Source organism: Sphingopyxis sp. GW247-27LB (assembly GCF_002277025.1).
Taxonomy (GTDB): domain Bacteria; phylum Pseudomonadota; class Alphaproteobacteria; order Sphingomonadales; family Sphingomonadaceae; genus Sphingopyxis.
The window spans coordinates 1-16,551 of sequence record NZ_NIWD01000015.1; the positions used below are offsets into that span (position 1 = coordinate 1).

Sequence of the window (16,551 nt, forward strand, 5' to 3'; positions counted from 1 at the left end):
CCGAATGTCCTTCACCACCCGCTCGGCAGGCGCTTTGGAATTTGCTCGTTTTGATCTCATCTTCGTTCCTTACAGTCACTGCGATGAGACCAAAACACTCCTCTATCCAACTACCTCAATCTGTCTCATGAACGCTGACGGGGAACACGGTCGCTTCAAATCAGCGGCCGGCAGAAATCCTTGGCATAAGGCGTACGAAGCGCGTCTTCCCTGGTGACCTTCGGAACGCTCTGACCGACCGTTTTCGTCGTCAGCACATAGTCGTTCACATCCTTGATGCGCGCCTCCCTGGCGGCCACCTGCCCATAGGAACGCCGCAACATCACCCAGTCGCCCTCTGACAGCAATTCCGGATTGTCCAGCGCCGCCAGATCGATCCACGACCGATCGGCATCATCGCGGAGTTCCCTCAGGTTTTCGTAGTTCGAATAGGCGCCCGCATATTGGGTGCGCTCCGCCAGCGGCATATGGTTCAAGGCCCCGCTTTGCACGGCCAACTGCCATACAGCATCCCCCGTGCTGGCATTCTGCGGCCGTCCGACCCGCCCCCTCATCTTCAAGGCTTCGCCGGCGGCGTGCCGCTTGAAGACGATATCGAGTTGTGCCAGCCTCGCATCGACGCATGGTTGCTGCACCGCGCGTATTTTGACCGAGACCAGATGCTCGATGATATCGTCCTTCAGGGCTTCACGCTGCGCCTCTGCGGCATGGCGCCAGTGGAGTGCTTCGACGGCTTGCTCTCCGGCCAGGGCGATCGCGACGCCGATCACGATGACGCTGATTTCCGACAGCAATTCGCGCCAGCTATGGACCGGCTTGGGCTTGTGGATGTCCACGGCCGCCTCCTCCCCTTCCTCGACAAGAGGGTCCGCTGCCGGTAAGGCCGGATTGTTTTCCGCCGTCATGATGTTCCCCCCCGGCCCACCGCTATCAATGTCGGAAGGATTTTGCCACCGTCTATCGCCGGATATCGGGTGGTGAGGAGGCTTCCCGAAGGTCGCCGAGGGGTAACGATGGAAGCCTAGGCCGGTTTCCAGCTCTTTCGCTCTTCGGCCTGCTTGAGCACCTCGAACGCCGCCTGCCCTGCCGCGAAGCGCTTCGCCGCCTCGGCATCGCCTGGCTTCACGTCGGGATGGCATTCCTTGGCGAGCGCGCGCCAGGCCTTCTTCGCCGCCTCGAAATCGGCGTCGGGCTCCAGGTCGAGCACCTCCAGCGCGCGCATTTCGTCCGCGCTGCGGCTGCCGTCGCCCGCTCCGCCCCAGCCATAATGCTGCGCGCGGGCATAGCTGCGCGCGCCGCGCGTTTCCTCGGCGGCGCGGTCGGCCGCTTCCTCGGCGCTGAGCCCCGCGAAATAATCCCAGCCGCGATTATATTCGGCGGCGTGCGCTTCGCAGAAATACCAGCGTTCGGGACTATTCGGCGATTTGGGCGCGGGACAGTTGCCCGGTTCGGCGCACCCATGGCGGTCGCAGAGCCGCACCTGCTGCGCCTCGCGGCCTTGCCCATAGGCGCGCCAGCGGGGAAAACCCCAGTCGTCGGATCTCTTGGCGCGGCTCATCCGGCCCATGTAGCGACTGGGCTTCGCGATGGCTAGGCGCGAAGCCGCAAAGCTGGGGCCAATCGACATTCAGAAGATGGCGAACCGAAAATGGTGGTTTTTCGCGACCCGGAGCGCGGCGTGCTGATGGCACCTGAGCACCGGAAGCGCGAAAGGCCGCTGGTCCTAGTCCTTGACGGTATAGCCGAACGCCTTGTGCGCCAACTTCACCACCGCTGGGTCGCGATCGGGCGGGGTCATCGGCACCGCGGCCTCCAGCGCCTCGGCGACATGGGCCAGCGCGGCGATGCGCGCGGCTTTCTTGTTGTTGCCGTCGATCACCTTCCATGGCGCCCAGCGCGTATCGGTCTGTTCGAACATCTCATGCATCGCGGCGAGATAATCCTTGCGCTTGGCGCGGTTGCGATAATCTTCGGGCCCGGTCTTCCAGCGTTTCCAAGGATCGTCGAGCCGGTCGGCGAAGCGCTGGTCCTGCTCTTCCTGCGTGACGTGGACGAACAGTTTGACGAGGTTGGTGCGCGACCCGGTCAGTTGCGCCTCATACTCGTTGATCTCGTCATAGCCCTTGCGCCATTCGGCCTCGGTCGCGAAACCCTCGACGCGCTCGACGAGCACGCGGCCGTACCAGCTGCGGTCGAAGATCGAGATCTCGCGGTTGCCAGGCAGCCGCTTCCAGAAGCGCCAGAGGAAGTGGCGCGCCTTTTCCTCGTCGCTCGGGGCGCCGATCGGCCAAACCTCGAAATAGCGCGGGTCGAGCTGCGCGACGAGGCGCTGGATGATCCCGCCCTTCCCCGCCGCGTCCCAGCCCTCGAACATGATGACGCTGCGCTGGCCGTGGGTGATATGCGCGGCCTGCACGCGCTCCAGCCGCTCCTGCAGAGCGACCAGATCGTCGCCATAGGAGCCGTCATATTTGGCGCCGGCTTCATAGTCGGCGAGATCGATCGTCATCGCTGAATCCCCTCGGGTCCTCTCGCCGCTGCTATCACAGCGGTCCCACGGACGCGATGCGATTAACCCTGATTTTCCGTCACTCCGGCGAGCAGCGCCGCGACGCGCGCCGGGTCCTCCATCGGGATGAAATGGCTGTTATCCGTCCACAGCTCGTCGCGCACCGCGCCGATCCGCGCGCCGAGCCCGGGCCAGGTCGGGCTTTGCGAGAAATCCATCGCATCGCCGCGCGATCCCGCCGGCGCGCGGATCAGTGTCATCGGTGCCGCGACGCCGTCCATCCAGGCATAGGGGTCCGTGCGCAGCGCATTCTGATACATCGAAGCTTCGAGCGCCGGCGGACAGGCGAGTTCATACCCCTCGCCCGATCCCGCGGGCAGCAGGCCATAAGTGCAATAGTCCGCCAGCACCTCGGGCCGCCAGCGGCTGTAGGGCAGCCGGTCGGCAAAGCGTGCGCGCATCGCCTCCGCGCTGTCCCACGCGTTGCGGCGGCGCGCGACGGGATGCTCGGCGGGATCGGGCACCGGCGTATCGTCCGCGCCAGCGTAAAGCACCGGGTCCATGATCACCGGGTCGATCAGGACGAGATGGGCGAAGGCATCGGGCCGTTCGGCGGCGAGCCGCGTCAGCACATGGCCGCCCATGCTGTGCCCGCAACCGACGAGTGTCCGCCCGGCCATCCGGTCGAGCAGCGGCAGAAGCACCTCGGCATTGGCGCCCCAGTCGGCGAGCGTCGCGGGCTTGAAGCTGCGCCCATGCCCGCGATGATCGGGCGCGATCACATGCGTCCCCGCCGGAAGCGCCGCGACGATCTGGTCCCACAGCCGCGCATGAAAGCCGGTCGCGTGGAGCAGCAGGAGCGAAGCTCCTTCCCCCGGCGCACCCCATTCGAACCAGCAGATGTCGCCGCCCGGCGTTTGCAGCCGGTGTTCGCGGGGCGCGGCGCGCACGCTCAGTTCTTCGGCCCGTCGACCAGCCGGATGCTGAGTTCCTTGAGCTGCTTGTCGCTGACCGGCGCCGGGGCGCCCATCATCAGATCCTCGGCCTTCTGGTTCATCGGGAAGACGACGACTTCGCGGATATTCGGCTCGTCGGCGAGCAGCATGACGATGCGGTCGACCCCCGGTGCCGACCCGCCATGCGGCGGGGCGCCGAATTTGAACGCGTTGATCATGCCGCTGAAGTTCGCATCGACCTCGGCCTGCGAATAGCCCGCGATCTCGAACGCCTTGTACATGATGTCCGGGCGGTGGTTGCGGATCGCGCCCGACGAGAGTTCGACGCCGTTGCAGACAATGTCATATTGCCATGCGAGGATGTCGAGCGGGTCTTTGGTCTCGAGCGCTTCGAGCTCGCCCTGCGGCATCGAAAACGGGTTGTGGCTGAAGTCGATCTTGCCGGTGTCCTCGTCGGCTTCGAACATCGGGAAATCGACGATCCAGCACATTTCGAACTTGCCCGGGTCGATGAGGTCGAGCTGCTCGGCGACGCGGGTGCGCGCGAGGCCGGCGAGCTTCGCCGCCATGGCTTCCTTGCCCGCAGCAAAGAACAGGCCGTCGTCGGGACCGATGCCGAGCTCGGCGGCGAGCGCGTCCATCTTCTCGGGCCCATGGTTCTTGGCGATCGGCCCGCCCCATTCGCCACCCTTGCGCGTCGCATAGCCGAGGCCGGCAAAACCCTCGCCCTGCGCCCAGCTGTTCATGTCGTCGAAGAATTTGCGGCTCTTCTCGGCGGTCGCGGGTGCCGGGATCGCGCGCACCACATCGCCCGCGGCAACAATGTCGGCGAAGCGGCCGAAGCCCGAGCCGGTGAAGTGCGACGAGACGTCGGTGATGATCAGCGGGTTGCGCAGGTCAGGCTTGTCGTTGCCATATTTCAGCATCGATTCGCGGTAGGGAATGCGCGGGAAGCTGCCCGCCGGGGTTACCGACTTGCCGCCCGCAAACTCCTCGAACACGCCCGCCAGCACCGGCTCGATCGCGTTGAAGACATCGTCCTGCGTGACGAAGCTCATCTCGAAGTCGAGCTGGTAGAATTCGCCCGGCGACCGGTCGGCGCGCGCATCCTCGTCGCGGAAACAGGGCGCGATCTGGAAATAGCGGTCGAAGCCCGCGACCATCAGCAGCTGCTTGAACATCTGCGGTGCCTGCGGCAGCGCATAGAATTTGCCGGGGTGGACGCGGCTCGGCACCAGATAATCGCGCGCGCCCTCGGGCGACGAGGCGGTCAGGATCGGCGTCTGATATTCGGTGAAACCCTGATCGACCATGCGGCGGCGGAGCGACGCGATCACGTTCGAGCGGAGCAGGATGTTGGCGTGGAGCCGTTCGCGGCGCAGGTCGAGGAAGCGGTATTTGAGGCGGATATCCTCGGGATATTCCTGTTCGCCCGCGACCGGCATCGGCAGCTCGATCGCCGCCGACTGGACCGAGACGTCGCGCGCGCGGACTTCGATCGCGCCGGTCGGCAGGTTTGCGTTAGTCGTTTCGGGCGAGCGCGCGACGACCTCGCCGGTGATCGTCACGACGCTTTCGGCGCGCAGCCCGTCGAGCGTCGCGAAGACCGCGTCGCTGCTGTCGGCGACGATCTGGGTCAGGCCGTAATGATCGCGCAGGTCGACGAAGAGCAGCCCGCCATGGTCGCGCTTCCGGTGCACCCATCCCGACAGGCGGACATTCTGGCCGACATCCTCGGCGCGAAGCTGGCCACAGTTATGGGTGCGATAGGCGTGCATTTTCTGGTCTTTCGATGATTGGGAAAATCAACTTTATCGTGATTTATGGCCGCGCCTAAGGCAGGTCGGCGCGCCATTTGTCAAGCTCTGCGCCGCTACGCGCATTTTTCGCGCTTTGGGGTTCGACGAGATTGGGGCAAATTTTCCTGCCCGTCCGCCGCAACTCGCTGTATAGGCGCGGCATGCAAGTCCATCCGTTAATCGAGTCCAACGCTGCACTCATCACATTCTGCGACCTCATAAAGGACAGCGATTTCATCGCGGTCGATACCGAGTTCATGCGCGAGAACACCTTCTGGCCCGAACTCTGCCTGATCCAGGTCGCCAACAGCGAACATGCCGCCGCGATCGACCCGATGGCGCCGGGGATCGACTTGACGCCGCTGCTCGACCTGCTCGTCGACAATGAGGCGGTGCTGAAGGTCTTTCACGCCGGCGGCCAGGATGTCGAAATCATCTTCAACCTGACCGGCAAGACGCCGCACCCGATCTTCGACACCCAGATCGGCCAGATGGCGCTCGGCCAGGCCGAGCAGGTCGGCTATTCGAACCTCGTCGAAGCGTGGCTCGGCATCATGCTCGACAAGGGCGCGCGCTTCACCGACTGGAGCCGCCGTCCGCTCGACAAGCGCCAGATCGACTATGCGATCGGCGACGTCACCCACCTCGCCAAGATCTTTCCGATGATGCTGAAAAAGCTGGTCAAGACCGGGCGCGGCCACTGGCTCGACGAGGAAATGGAAAAGCTCGCCGACCCGGCGAACTACAGCGTCGACCCCGAAAAGGCCTGGCTGCGGATCAAGGTGCCGTCGCGCAAGCCCGACGTGCTCGGGCGGCTGCAGGCGCTCGCCGCATGGCGCGAGCGCGAGGCGCGCTCCAAGAATCTGCCGCGCGGCCGCATCGTCAAGGACGAGACGCTCGCCGACCTCGCCGCGCATCCGCCCAAGGACCAGGACGGCCTCGGCCGCGTCCGCGGGCTCTCGGCGACCTGGAAGAGCAACGACATCGGCGGTCGGCTGATGGACGCGCTCGCGGGCGCGAAGCCGCTCTCGAAGGACGAAATGCCCGATCGCGCGCCGCGCGGACCAGGGCTCGGCAAGGAAGGCGCGCTCGTCGCCGACCTCCTCAAGCTGCTGCTCAAGATTCGCGCGCGCGAACTCAACGTCGCGGCGCGGCTGATCGCGCGCAGCGACGACCTCGAAGCGCTGGCGGCGGGGCGCCGTGACGGCATTCCGATGCTCGAGGGTTGGCGCGAGGATGTCTTCGGCCACGCCGCGCTCGATCTGGTCGAAGGCCGGATGGGCTTCGCGGTCAAGAACGGCAAGCTGGTGATGAGCAGCATCGACGCGGCCGCACCCGCCGACGCCGCCTGATCTCGAAAGCCTAAAGCAGCACCAGTTCCGGCTTCGCGCCGAGCGCCTGCGCCAGCGAGCGCAGGCGGCGCTCGACCGATTCGCCGGCAAGATGGTGCCAGCCGGGATTCAGACGCAGCACGAGCCGGTCATCCTCGCACCCGATCGCACTGCCTTTCAGCGGCGCTTCGACCCCGCCGGTCAGCCGCTGCGCCAACCGGATCGCAAGCCCCCATTGCCGCGCCCGCCCGAGCCGTTCGGCGCCGACGAGCGCGCCCATCACCGGGAAATCCACATCATTGCCGCCGAACCCCGCATGGAGCGCGCGTGCAAGCAGGATGCGCCCCGGAATGTCGATGCCGCGCCAGTTGCCGTGGAGCCCGATCTCGGTTCCGCGTTCGGCGCGAAAGTCGGGGTTCGCCGACCAGGCGACGTCGCTGAGCAGGCTCGCGGCGAGCCGGACGCGGCGATCGGCGTCCGCTTCGTGCGCGAACAGCGGCGCGATCCAGTCGGCGATCGCGCGCCCGTGCGGCGCGAAGCGCGCCAGGCGGCGGCCCTCGAATTCGGCGGCGACGATCAGCGGGTCCTGCGCCTGTGTTTTCGCGTCGAGCGCCTGATAGAGCAGCCCTTCGCGCAGGCCTGACGACGAGATCGTCATTTCGGGCACGTCGATGATGTTGACGAGCGCCGCGAGCAGCGCCGCCGCATCGGGCAGCGTCACCGCACGGTTCGCCGCCATGCCGGGGATCGCCTTCAGCTCCTCGACGCTCAGCCGCTTGGTCGCGCGCAGCAGGCGGCGAAGCGCGCTGCGCGGCAGCGTATGCTGGTCGAGCACCGCGAGCGGATCCTTGGTGAGTTCGAGGTCGAGCCGCGACAGCGCGCGCCACGATCCGCCGACGAGATAGAGCGGCAGGCCGGTGAGATTGCCGGGCCAGCCCGCTCCCTTGAGCAGCTTGCGAACCGCGCGCTCGAACTGCTGCTGCCCCTCCTTGCGGAGCGCCGGCAGCCGCAGCACACCCAGCGGAAAGGACGCGCATCGTCCGACGCGCCCCTGCGCGACCTCGGCGAGTTCGAGGCTGCCGCCACCGAGGTCGACCGCGATGCCGTGCGCGTCGGGGATCGCCGACAGCACCCCGCAACCCGCCGCCAACGCCTCTTCCTCGCCCGACAGCAGCCGGATCACCAGCCCCGCCTCGGCGGCACCGGCGATGAAATCGGCGCCGTTGGTCGCATCGCGCACCGCGGCGGTCGCGACACATTGCAGATCCTCGACCTCCATATGCTGCGCGAGCAGCGCATAGCGGCGCAGCGCGATCAGGCCGCGCTCGGCATCTTCGGGCGCGATCTTCCCGTCGGTCGACAGGCCGCGGCCGAGGCCGGCGGGCACCTTCTCGTTGAAGATCACCGCGGGTGCGCGCGGCGGGCCTTCGTAGACGACGAGGCGCACCGAGTTGGAGCCGATATCGATGACGGCCGAGCGGTGGATGGCGAGTTCGGGGGCGCGGTGACGCAACGGGTCAATCTTCGCGCATGGTGAAGGCGAGCGTCGGCACGTCGTGGCGCTTGTGGAGTGCCGTGCCACGCCCGGAGAGCGAGGGATTGTTCATGAAATAATGGTGCAGGTTAAATGGTTTGTCGTCCGGTCTTAAGCGCACATAGGTGCCCTCGGGCTGGAGGATCCAGCTCTGTTCATTGTCGATCAGGTTCGCGACCAGCACCTGGTCCAGTATCTGGTCGTGGACGGTCGGATTCTCGATCGGGATCATATATTCAACGCGGCGGTCGAAGTTGCGCGGCATCCAGTCGGCGCTGGAAATATAGAGCTTCGCCCCGCTGTGCGGCAGCGCCGCGCCGTTCGCGAAGGCCCATATGCGGCTGTGTTCGAGGAAGCGCCCGACGACCGACTTGACGCGGATCGTTTCGGACAGGCCGGGCACGCCAGGGCGCAGGCAACAGATGCCGCGCACGACGAGTTCGACCGGCACGCCCGCCGCGCTGGCCTGATAGAGTTTGTCGATGATGTCGGGATCGACGAGGCTGTTCATCTTTGCCCACACGCCCGACGGCCGCCCCGCGCGCGCCGCCGCGATCTCGTCGTTGATCAGATTGCATAGATTATGCCGCATGTTGAGCGGCGACATGGTGATCATTTCGAGGTGATCGGGCTCGACATAGCCGGTGATATAGTTGAACAGCTGCGCCGCGTCGCGCCCGGCGCGAGGATCGGCGGTGAAGAAGCTGAGATCGGTGTAGATGCGCGCGGTGACCGGGTGATAATTGCCCGTGCCGAAGTGGCAATAGGTGCGATACCCCTGCCCTTCGCGGCGCACCACCATCGAGATCTTGGCATGCGTCTTCCACTCGATGAAGCCGTAGACGACCTGCACCCCGGCGCGTTCGAGCTGGTTCGCCCAGAGCAGATTCTGCTCCTCGTCGAAACGCGCCTTGAGTTCGACCACCGCGGTCACCGACTTGCCCGCCTCGGCGGCCTCGATCAGCGCGCGGATCACCGGCGACTGGTTGCCCGCGCGATAGAGCGTCTGCTTGATCGCGACGACATCGGGGTCGGCCGCGGCCTGACGGAGGAAGGAGAGGACGACGTCGAAGCTTTCGTACGGATGGTGGACGACGATGTCCTTCGACCGGATCGCCGCGAAGCAATCGCCGCCATGTTCGCGGATGCGTTCGGGAAAGCGCGGCGAATAGGCGGGAAATTTGAGGTCGGGCCGGTCGATATCGACGATCGCCGACAGCGCCGCGAGCCCGACGAAACCGCCGATCTTGGCGACGATCGCCTCATGCCCCTGGATGTCGTCGCCCAGCACCGCGGCAAGTTCGCCGGGCATGTCGGCGGCGAGTTCGAGCAGGATGACACGGCCGCGGCGCCGGCGGCGGATCGCCGTGCGGAACAGGCGGACGAGATCCTCGGCCTCTTCCTCGATCTCGATATCGCTGTCGCGGATGATGCGGAACACGCCGCGCGAACGGATCGCGAAGCCGGGGAAGAGCAGATCGCCGAAAATCTCGATCAGATATTCGATCGGCACGAAGGCGGTGGCGTCCCCGGGCACCGAGGCGAAGCGCGGCAGCGACGGCGGGATCATCACCAACTCGCGCACCGTATCGCCCGTCGCCTTGCGCTGAAGGTCGAAGATCACGCCCAGGCCGCGATTGGGGATGAAGGGAAAGGGATGCGCGGGGTCGAGCACCTGCGGGGTCAGGATCGGGAAGATCTGGTCGACGAAATATTGGCGAAGCGCCGCGCGAAGCGCCCCGGCATCCGAACCCGCGCCGTGGACGATGACGCCCTGCTCGGCGAGCAGCCGGTGCAGGCGCTGCCATTCGGATTGCTGCTGATCGACGAGCCGGTTCACCTCGGCCTCGATCTCGGCGAGTTGCTGCCCCGGCGAGCGGCCGTCGGCCGACGGATCGTCGATTCCCTGAAGCTGCTGCCCTTTCAGCCCCGCGACGCGAACCATGAAGAATTCGTCGAGATTGCTGCCCGAAATCGACAGGAAGCGGAGGCGTTCGAGCAGCGGATGCGCCGGATTGAGCGCTTCCTCCATCACCCGCCGGTTGAAGGCGAGCCACGACAGTTCGCGATTGAAGAAGCGGTCGGGACCGAAACCGGGCGGCGACGCATCGGCGTCATTATCGGCACGTAGGGAGCTGCCAGCTATCGACATTGGCTTTCATCCTGCCTTTCGAGCAAATCGGGATCGATCAGCCCCTGTGACAGTAATGTTTCACGCGTGAGACGAACCCCCACGCGCCGTCCCTGTTCGAGCGACGCCGCGTCGAGCGCAGCGACGACGCGGTGGATCATCGCATAGCTACGCTCCATCCGCGGCACGATATAGGAAGCGACCTCGGGCGAAATCGCCATGCCGCGCTGCGCGAACAACGCCTCGATCAGGTCGCGCGCCAGGCAATCGTCAGGCTCGCCGATCGTCAGCACCGGCACCGCGCGCAGCCGCGAGGCGAGATCGGGGAGCGCGACAGGCCATTCGGCGGGCGGCGCATCGGCGATGATGAGGAGCGGCGTGCCGCTCGCCTGCGCGGCGTTCCAGGCGTGGAACATCTCCTCTTCGGACACGCTCGCGGGTCCGTCGATCACGCGGCCGCCGGTCTCGCCCGCGAAAATCCGACCGATCAGGCTGCGCCCCGACCCGCGCGGCCCGGTGAGCACCGCCGTGCGTACGGGCCAGGTCGAGACATGATGCAGATAGCGGAGCGCGTCGCCATTGCTGGTGCCGATGATCAGCGGGCCGTCGTTCGCCCCGCCCGCGCTCCAGTCAAGCGGCAGCGCGAATTGACCCGAGGCGCGCGCCATCAGCGGCTGATCCGCAGGGTGTTGCCGCCTTGTTGCACCTTGTAGCCGCGCGCTTCGAGCGCCGCCTTGAGCGCCGCGATGTCGCCGCGGAAGGTCACCCGCATCACCGACGTGCCGCCGAGCGCGAGGCTGGTGGTCGAAGCCGACTGGACGCCCGCGATGCCCGCGACGTTCCGTTCGGTCGCCGACACCGATTCGACGTCGGGCGACGCATATTGGACGGTGAAGCTCGCGACGCCGGCGGGCGCCGTCGTCGGCACGCTGGCATCGATTTCGCCGGGCAGCGCCGTGTCCTCGGTGGGAAGAGCCTCCTCGGGCAGATCTTCCTTCTCGACCGGCTTTTCGAGGACCAGATAGCGATCGGTCTTGAGGATGCCCGCGGCGAGCGCCTCGGTATAGATGCGGTCCATATGCGCGACCGCCTTCTCCATCATGTCGGGCAGCGCCTTCGCGCTCGGCCCGGTCATGGTGAAGGTCTGGATCAGCGTGTCGTCGGGACCGAAGCGCGCGGCGAAATGGCCGGTGATCGGCCCGCCCGGATAGCTGTATTCGATCCGCGCCGTCGGCATCAGCACGTCGGCGGCGCCATATTGATCGAGGATCACGCGCCACCAGACGCGGCCGCGGCGGCCGGTCTGCCCGGCGTTGATCAGCAGCGTATCGGCGCCGGTGCCCGCAGTGCGGACATAGTCGACCGCGCTCTGCCCCGTATTATACTCGGCCCATGCGCGTTGCCATTCGCTGCGCTGTTCGAACACCTGCGGGATGCCGTCGATCGAATAGACGGGGATCACCAGCAGCGGCGGCGAACGCAAGGTGCGGCCGCTGACGCCCAGAATCTGCCCCGCGCGCACCCGATCGAACTGAACGCCCAAGGTCGCGACATAGCGGCGCGGGCCGATCTGTTCGCTTTCGACGACGATCGCGGTGACGATACCGTCGAGCACCGAATCGCCGAGCGCGGGGCCATCGCTGCCGTTCGTCTTGCGATAGAGTTGCGCCCAGCCCATGCGCTGCGCCTCTCGCCAGCCCTTTTCACGCGCATCCTCGGCATTGTCGCCGGTAACGTCGACCTTGATCCCGCTCGCCAGAAAGTCGCCGCTGCTGTTGATCGGGGTGATGCCGCGATCGCCGCGCGCTATCTGCCCCTCGACGATGCCCGCGGCCAGAATCGCGAGAAGCAGGCCGAAAAGGGCGAACCAGCGCCAGTCGCGCGACTGGATGGCGGGTCCGGATCGGCGGGCGAGCGGGAGGGAAAGGGCCGAAATCATCACGTCTTTCATGCTCTGCCCAAAAGCGCGGGCCCGGACAAGGAAATCATGGCATTTATCCGCCGGAACCGTTAGTCGCGCGTGCCATGGATTCCAAGCACAACCAACGAGGCGGGCAACCCGCCTCCTACACTTATGCCCAGGCCGGCGTATCGATCGACGCCGGCAATGCGCTGGTCCGTGCCATCGCGCCGCTGGCCCGAGCGACGCGCCGTCCCGGCGCCGACGCCGACCTCGGCGGCTTCGGCGGCTTTTTCGACCTGAAGGCCGCGGGGTTCAGCGATCCGCTGCTCGTCGCCGCGAACGACGGCGTCGGCACCAAGCTGAAGCTCGCGATCGATTCGGGACGCCACGACGGCGTCGGCATCGACCTCGTCGCGATGTGCGTCAACGACCTGATCGTCCAGGGCGCCGAGCCGCTGTTCTTCCTCGACTATTATGCAACCGCGAAGCTCGACAACGAGGTCGCCACCGCGGTGGTCGCGAGCATCGCCGAGGGCTGCAAGCAGGCCGGCTGCGCGCTGATCGGCGGCGAAACCGCCGAAATGCCGGGCATGTACAGCGAAGGCGATTACGACCTTGCGGGTTTCTGCGTCGGCGCGGTCGAACGCCATGAGGTGCTGACCGCCGACAAGGTCGCCGCGGGCGACGTGATCCTCGGCCTCGCCTCGTCGGGGGTGCATTCGAACGGCTTCTCGCTCGTGCGCCGGCTCGCCGCCGACAGGGGCTGGAAACTCGACCGCCCCGCCCTCTTCGACCAGACGATCCTGCTGATCGACGCGCTGATGGCGCCGACGCGCATCTATGTGAAGAGCCTGCTGCCGCTGGTGAAGACCGGCAAGATCCACGCGCTCGCGCACATCACCGGCGGCGGGCTGCTCGAGAATATCCCGCGCGTGCTGCCCTCGCACCTGCATGCGCACATCGACGCCGATGCGTGGGACCAACCGCGGCTGATGGCGTTCCTGCAGGCACAGGGGAATATCGAGCCCGAGGAAATGGCGCGTACCTTCAACTGCGGTATCGGCATGGCGGTGGTGACCGCCGCGGCGGATGCCGCGGACGTCACCGCCGCGCTCGAAGCGGCGGGCGAGACGGTGCACCGGATCGGGCATATCGCCGAGGGCGAAAAGGGCTGCACCGTGGCGGGCGCCGCCGGAACGTGGAGCGCGATGGGCGCGTGGAGCGCGACGCATGCCGGCTAGGCCAGACCAGTGAAAGCCAAGGTCGCCGTCCTGATATCGGGCACCGGCACGAACATGGCGGCGCTGCTCTATGCCGCGAAGGCCGATGGCTGCCCCTATGAGATCGTCCTCGTCGCGAGCAACAATCCCGACGCCCCGGGACTGACGCTCGCCGCGACCGAGGGCATCGCGACCTGGGCGCGCGCGCACAAGGGCATGAACCGCGACGCCTTCGACGCATTGGTCGACGAGCGGCTGCGTGAGGCGGGGGCCGATTATGTCGCGCTCGCGGGCTATATGCGCATCCTCTCGGACGGCTTCGTCGCGGCATGGCAGGGGCGGATGCTCAACATCCACCCGAGCCTGCTGCCGCTCTACAAGGGTCTCGACACCCACCAGAAGGCGATCGACGCCGGTGACAAATTCGGCGGCTGCAGCGTCCATATCGTGACGCCGACGCTCGACGACGGGCCGGTGCTCGCGCAGACGCCGGTCGCGATCCTGCCCGGCGACACCGCCGACAGCCTCGCCGCGCGGGTGCTGATAGCCGAGCATCAGCTCTACCCGCCGACGCTCGCCGCCTTCGTGACGCGCGAGCGGTCGCCCGACTGGCTGCTCGGGCGAGCGCGCGCCCTCGCGATGGCGCTGCCCGAGGCCGACGAGGTGACCTCGCACGGCATGCCCTGCTTCGGCATCGTCAAGGGCAAGAAATTCGCTTATTTCACCCACGATCATCATGGCGACGGCCGAACCGCGCTGCTCGTGAAGATCAGCGGCGCCGACGAGCAGGCGCAGCTCATCGAGATGGACGCCGAGCGCTATTATCGCCCCGCCTATTTCGGCGACGGCTGGGTCGGCATCCGCCTCGACCTCGGCGATACCGACTGGGACGCGATCGCCGACTGGCTGCGCAAGAGCTGGCTCGCGGTCGCGCCGAAGAAACTCGCGGGGCTGATGGGAGCGGCGGAGGAGTTCTGAGAATGCGATGGATCGCTGGCTTGCTTCTCGTGCTTCTTGGCGGTTGCACCATGGCGGTTTCCGACAAACCGATGCTCGGCGCCGCGGACTTGGCGGGAGCACCCCGGTTCGAAGACGGTGTCTGGCTGATATCCGAGCTTGACGAAACGAAACCCTGCCCCGTCGATACCGCCCAGCCGGTATCGCGATGGGCGCCGTGCGCGAACTGGGCTGTCCACCGCGACGGCCAATGGTTCGCGCGCGAGAAGGACACGGGTATCAAGATCAGGCCACTGGCGGGTTTGATTACCGTCTCAGGCGGCGAGATCGCGATCATTCAGATGGAGAATGCGGTCATCGACAACAGTACGGCGGCCGCCGACACCGATCCCACACCCTTTTTCTTCGGCGCGTTCGACAATGTCCCGACCTCCGCGGAGAAACTGCGCTCGGTCAAATTATGGCTCGTGATGTGCGGCCAATATAGGCCGCGCAAAACAACGACCAACGACGAAACCGCCGAGGAATTCGTGCGCTACCCCGGATTCGACGAGCAATGCCGTCCCGCGTCGATCGACGCGCTGCGCGCCGCCGCCGAGGCGAGCCGCCCACCCGAGAGCGGAAGGGCGCATGTCCGATGGACACGCGCCGTTCTCGACTAGGAACGAAGCACGATAGTATCTGCTGAACCGACGGGAGCGGCGGAGGAGTTCTGAGCCGATAAGCGCTGGCCTTTTCGGCCAAAGCCGGGTGAAAGGGCGCGATGACGGCGGATATCACCCTGGCCCTGTCGATCCTGTTCGTCGCGGCGCACATCGTGATCATCGGGCGCATCCTGCTGCGCCCGCAGCGCGAGCCCGCGTCGCGCATCGCCTGGCTGATCGCGGCGCTCGCCGCGCCGATCGTCGGCGTGGTCGCCTATCTGCTGCTCGGCGAGGCGCGGATCAGCGCGAAGCGGCGCGCACGCTATCGCCAGATCGAGGCGCACCTGCCGCACCCGTCCGAGAATGACGACGTCCGGCGCGCGCTCGCCGAAACGCCCTATGCCGCGCCCTTCGCGCTCGCCGAGACGGTGAACCGGCTGCCGCCGACCGCGGGCAATCGCGCGACGCTGGCGCCCGACGGCAATGCCGCGATCCGCATGATGGTCGAGGATATCGATGGCGCCGCGTCGAGCGTCCACCTCTGCTTCTACATCTGGCTCGCCGACAACAACGGCTTCCGCGTCAAGGATGCGCTGATCCGCGCGGCGAAGCGCGGGGTGAAGGTCCGCGTGCTCGCCGACGCGCTGGGGTCGCGCGGGTTCATCCGCTCGGCCTACTGGATCGAGATGGAGAATGCGGGGATCGACGCGCGCATCGCGCTGCCGATCGGCGGGCTCGTCTGGACGCTGATCCGCGGACGCTTCGACCTGCGCAACCACCGCAAACAGCTCATCGTCGACAACCGCGTCGCCTGGTGCGGCAGCCAGAATCTCGCCGACCCCGAATTCCGCATCAAATCGAAATATGCGCCGTGGGTCGACATCATGACGCGCTGGGAAGGGCCGGTGGTTCAGGCATGCCAGTTCGTCTTCGCCGCCGACTGGGAAAGCGAGCGCGGCGACGATATCGGCGACCTGCTCGGCGACGCGGCCGCACCGCCCGCGGCGGCCGAGCCCGGCATCGCGGCGCAGGTGATCGGGACCGGGCCCAACCTCCCCTACCCCGCGATGCCCGCCTGCTTCACCGCGCTGATCCACGCGGCGCGGCGCGAGCTCGTCGTGACGACGCCCTATTTCGTTCCCGACGAGCAGCTCGTCTTCGCGCTGCTCGACGCGGCGCGGCGCGGGGTCGCGACGACGATGATCCTCCCGCGGCGCAACGACAGCCGCATCGTCGCGGGCGCGAGCCGCAGCTATTATGGCGACCTGATCGCGGCGGGGGTGCGGCTTTATGAATATCGGCCGGGCCTGCTCCACGCGAAGACGATCACCGTCGACGGTGCGGCCGCGCTGATCGGCTCGGCGAACCTCGACCGGCGCAGCTTCGAGCTCAATTTCGAGAATAATATCCTGTTCGCCGATGCGGATTTCACCGCGGAAATCCGCGCACGGCAGGCAACCTATCTGGCCGACTCCGACCCCGTCACCGCCGAGCGGATCGCCGAAATGGGGATCGCCGCGCGCCTGTGGCAGAACCTGCTCGCGATGCTCAGCCCGCTGCTCTGACC

14 protein-coding genes are annotated in these 16,551 nt (G+C 66.7%); 5 read left to right on the forward strand and 9 right to left on the reverse strand.

The window, feature by feature from the left end; translation table 11 throughout:
* Positions 1-155: 155 nt before the first annotated feature.
* The 5 genes from CD928_RS19260 to aspS form a co-directional block, all read right to left on the reverse strand.
* Positions 156-905, reverse strand: a complete 750-nt coding sequence (locus CD928_RS19260) for a hypothetical protein (RefSeq protein WP_095388724.1) — start codon at positions 903-905, stop codon at positions 156-158.
* A 116-nt stretch (positions 906-1,021) separates the two neighbouring features.
* The gene (locus CD928_RS19265; RefSeq protein ID WP_095389061.1) at positions 1,022-1,558 is read right to left on the reverse strand and encodes a J domain-containing protein; all 537 of its coding nucleotides are present in this window, start codon (positions 1,556-1,558) and stop codon (positions 1,022-1,024) included.
* Positions 1,559-1,723: 165 nt separating this feature from the next.
* Entirely contained in the window at positions 1,724-2,509 is a 786-nt protein-coding gene (locus CD928_RS19270; protein WP_095388725.1) for a polyphosphate kinase 2 family protein, read from the reverse strand.
* 62 nt (positions 2,510-2,571) lie between these two features.
* Positions 2,572-3,459, reverse strand: a complete 888-nt coding sequence (locus CD928_RS19275) for an alpha/beta fold hydrolase (protein WP_095388726.1) — start codon at positions 3,457-3,459, stop codon at positions 2,572-2,574.
* 2 nt (positions 3,460-3,461) lie between these two features.
* Positions 3,462-5,243 (reverse strand): aspartate--tRNA ligase, encoded by a 1,782-nt coding sequence (gene aspS, locus CD928_RS19280; protein WP_095388727.1) that lies wholly within the window; start codon positions 5,241-5,243, stop codon positions 3,462-3,464.
* Between the two features lie 182 nt (positions 5,244-5,425).
* Between aspS and rnd the strand changes: the two genes are divergently transcribed.
* Positions 5,426-6,616 (forward strand): ribonuclease D, encoded by a 1,191-nt coding sequence (rnd, locus tag CD928_RS19285; protein WP_095388728.1) that lies wholly within the window; start codon positions 5,426-5,428, stop codon positions 6,614-6,616.
* 10 nt (positions 6,617-6,626) lie between these two features.
* Here rnd and CD928_RS19290 read toward each other — a convergent pair whose 3' ends face one another.
* The 4 genes from CD928_RS19290 to CD928_RS19305 are packed head-to-tail and all read right to left on the reverse strand — an operon-like array spanning position 6,627 to position 12,211.
* Positions 6,627-8,108, reverse strand: a complete 1,482-nt coding sequence (locus CD928_RS19290) for a Ppx/GppA family phosphatase (RefSeq protein WP_095388729.1) — start codon at positions 8,106-8,108, stop codon at positions 6,627-6,629.
* A 4-nt stretch (positions 8,109-8,112) separates the two neighbouring features.
* Entirely contained in the window at positions 8,113-10,281 is a 2,169-nt protein-coding gene (locus CD928_RS19295; protein WP_095388730.1) for an RNA degradosome polyphosphate kinase, read from the reverse strand.
* Positions 10,272-10,928: a DnaA/Hda family protein gene (locus CD928_RS19300; protein ID WP_095388731.1), complete on the reverse strand. Its 657-nt coding sequence runs from the start codon at positions 10,926-10,928 to the stop codon at positions 10,272-10,274. The genes CD928_RS19295 and CD928_RS19300 overlap by 10 nt, the downstream gene beginning before the upstream one ends.
* Positions 10,928-12,211, reverse strand: a complete 1,284-nt coding sequence (locus tag CD928_RS19305) for a heavy-metal-associated domain-containing protein (protein ID WP_255247256.1) — start codon at positions 12,209-12,211, stop codon at positions 10,928-10,930. The genes CD928_RS19300 and CD928_RS19305 overlap by 1 nt, the downstream gene beginning before the upstream one ends.
* A 74-nt stretch (positions 12,212-12,285) precedes the next feature.
* On the opposite strand from CD928_RS19305, the gene purM reads away from it, so the two are divergent.
* The 4 genes from purM to cls all read left to right on the forward strand — a co-directional run bounded on the left by purM (position 12,286) and on the right by cls (position 16,549).
* Positions 12,286-13,404 (forward strand): phosphoribosylformylglycinamidine cyclo-ligase, encoded by a 1,119-nt coding sequence (gene purM, locus CD928_RS19310; protein ID WP_095388733.1) that lies wholly within the window; start codon positions 12,286-12,288, stop codon positions 13,402-13,404.
* A 9-nt stretch (positions 13,405-13,413) separates the two neighbouring features.
* Entirely contained in the window at positions 13,414-14,361 is a 948-nt protein-coding gene (gene purN, locus CD928_RS19315) for a phosphoribosylglycinamide formyltransferase (protein WP_095388734.1), read from the forward strand.
* Between the two features lie 71 nt (positions 14,362-14,432).
* The gene (locus tag CD928_RS19320) at positions 14,433-15,002 is read left to right on the forward strand and encodes a hypothetical protein (RefSeq protein ID WP_141237205.1); all 570 of its coding nucleotides are present in this window, start codon (positions 14,433-14,435) and stop codon (positions 15,000-15,002) included.
* Positions 15,003-15,103: 101 nt separating this feature from the next.
* A complete protein-coding gene (cls, locus tag CD928_RS19325; RefSeq protein WP_095388736.1) occupies positions 15,104-16,549 on the forward strand; it encodes a cardiolipin synthase in 1,446 nt (481 codons plus the stop codon).
* Positions 16,550-16,551 lie beyond the last annotated feature (2 nt).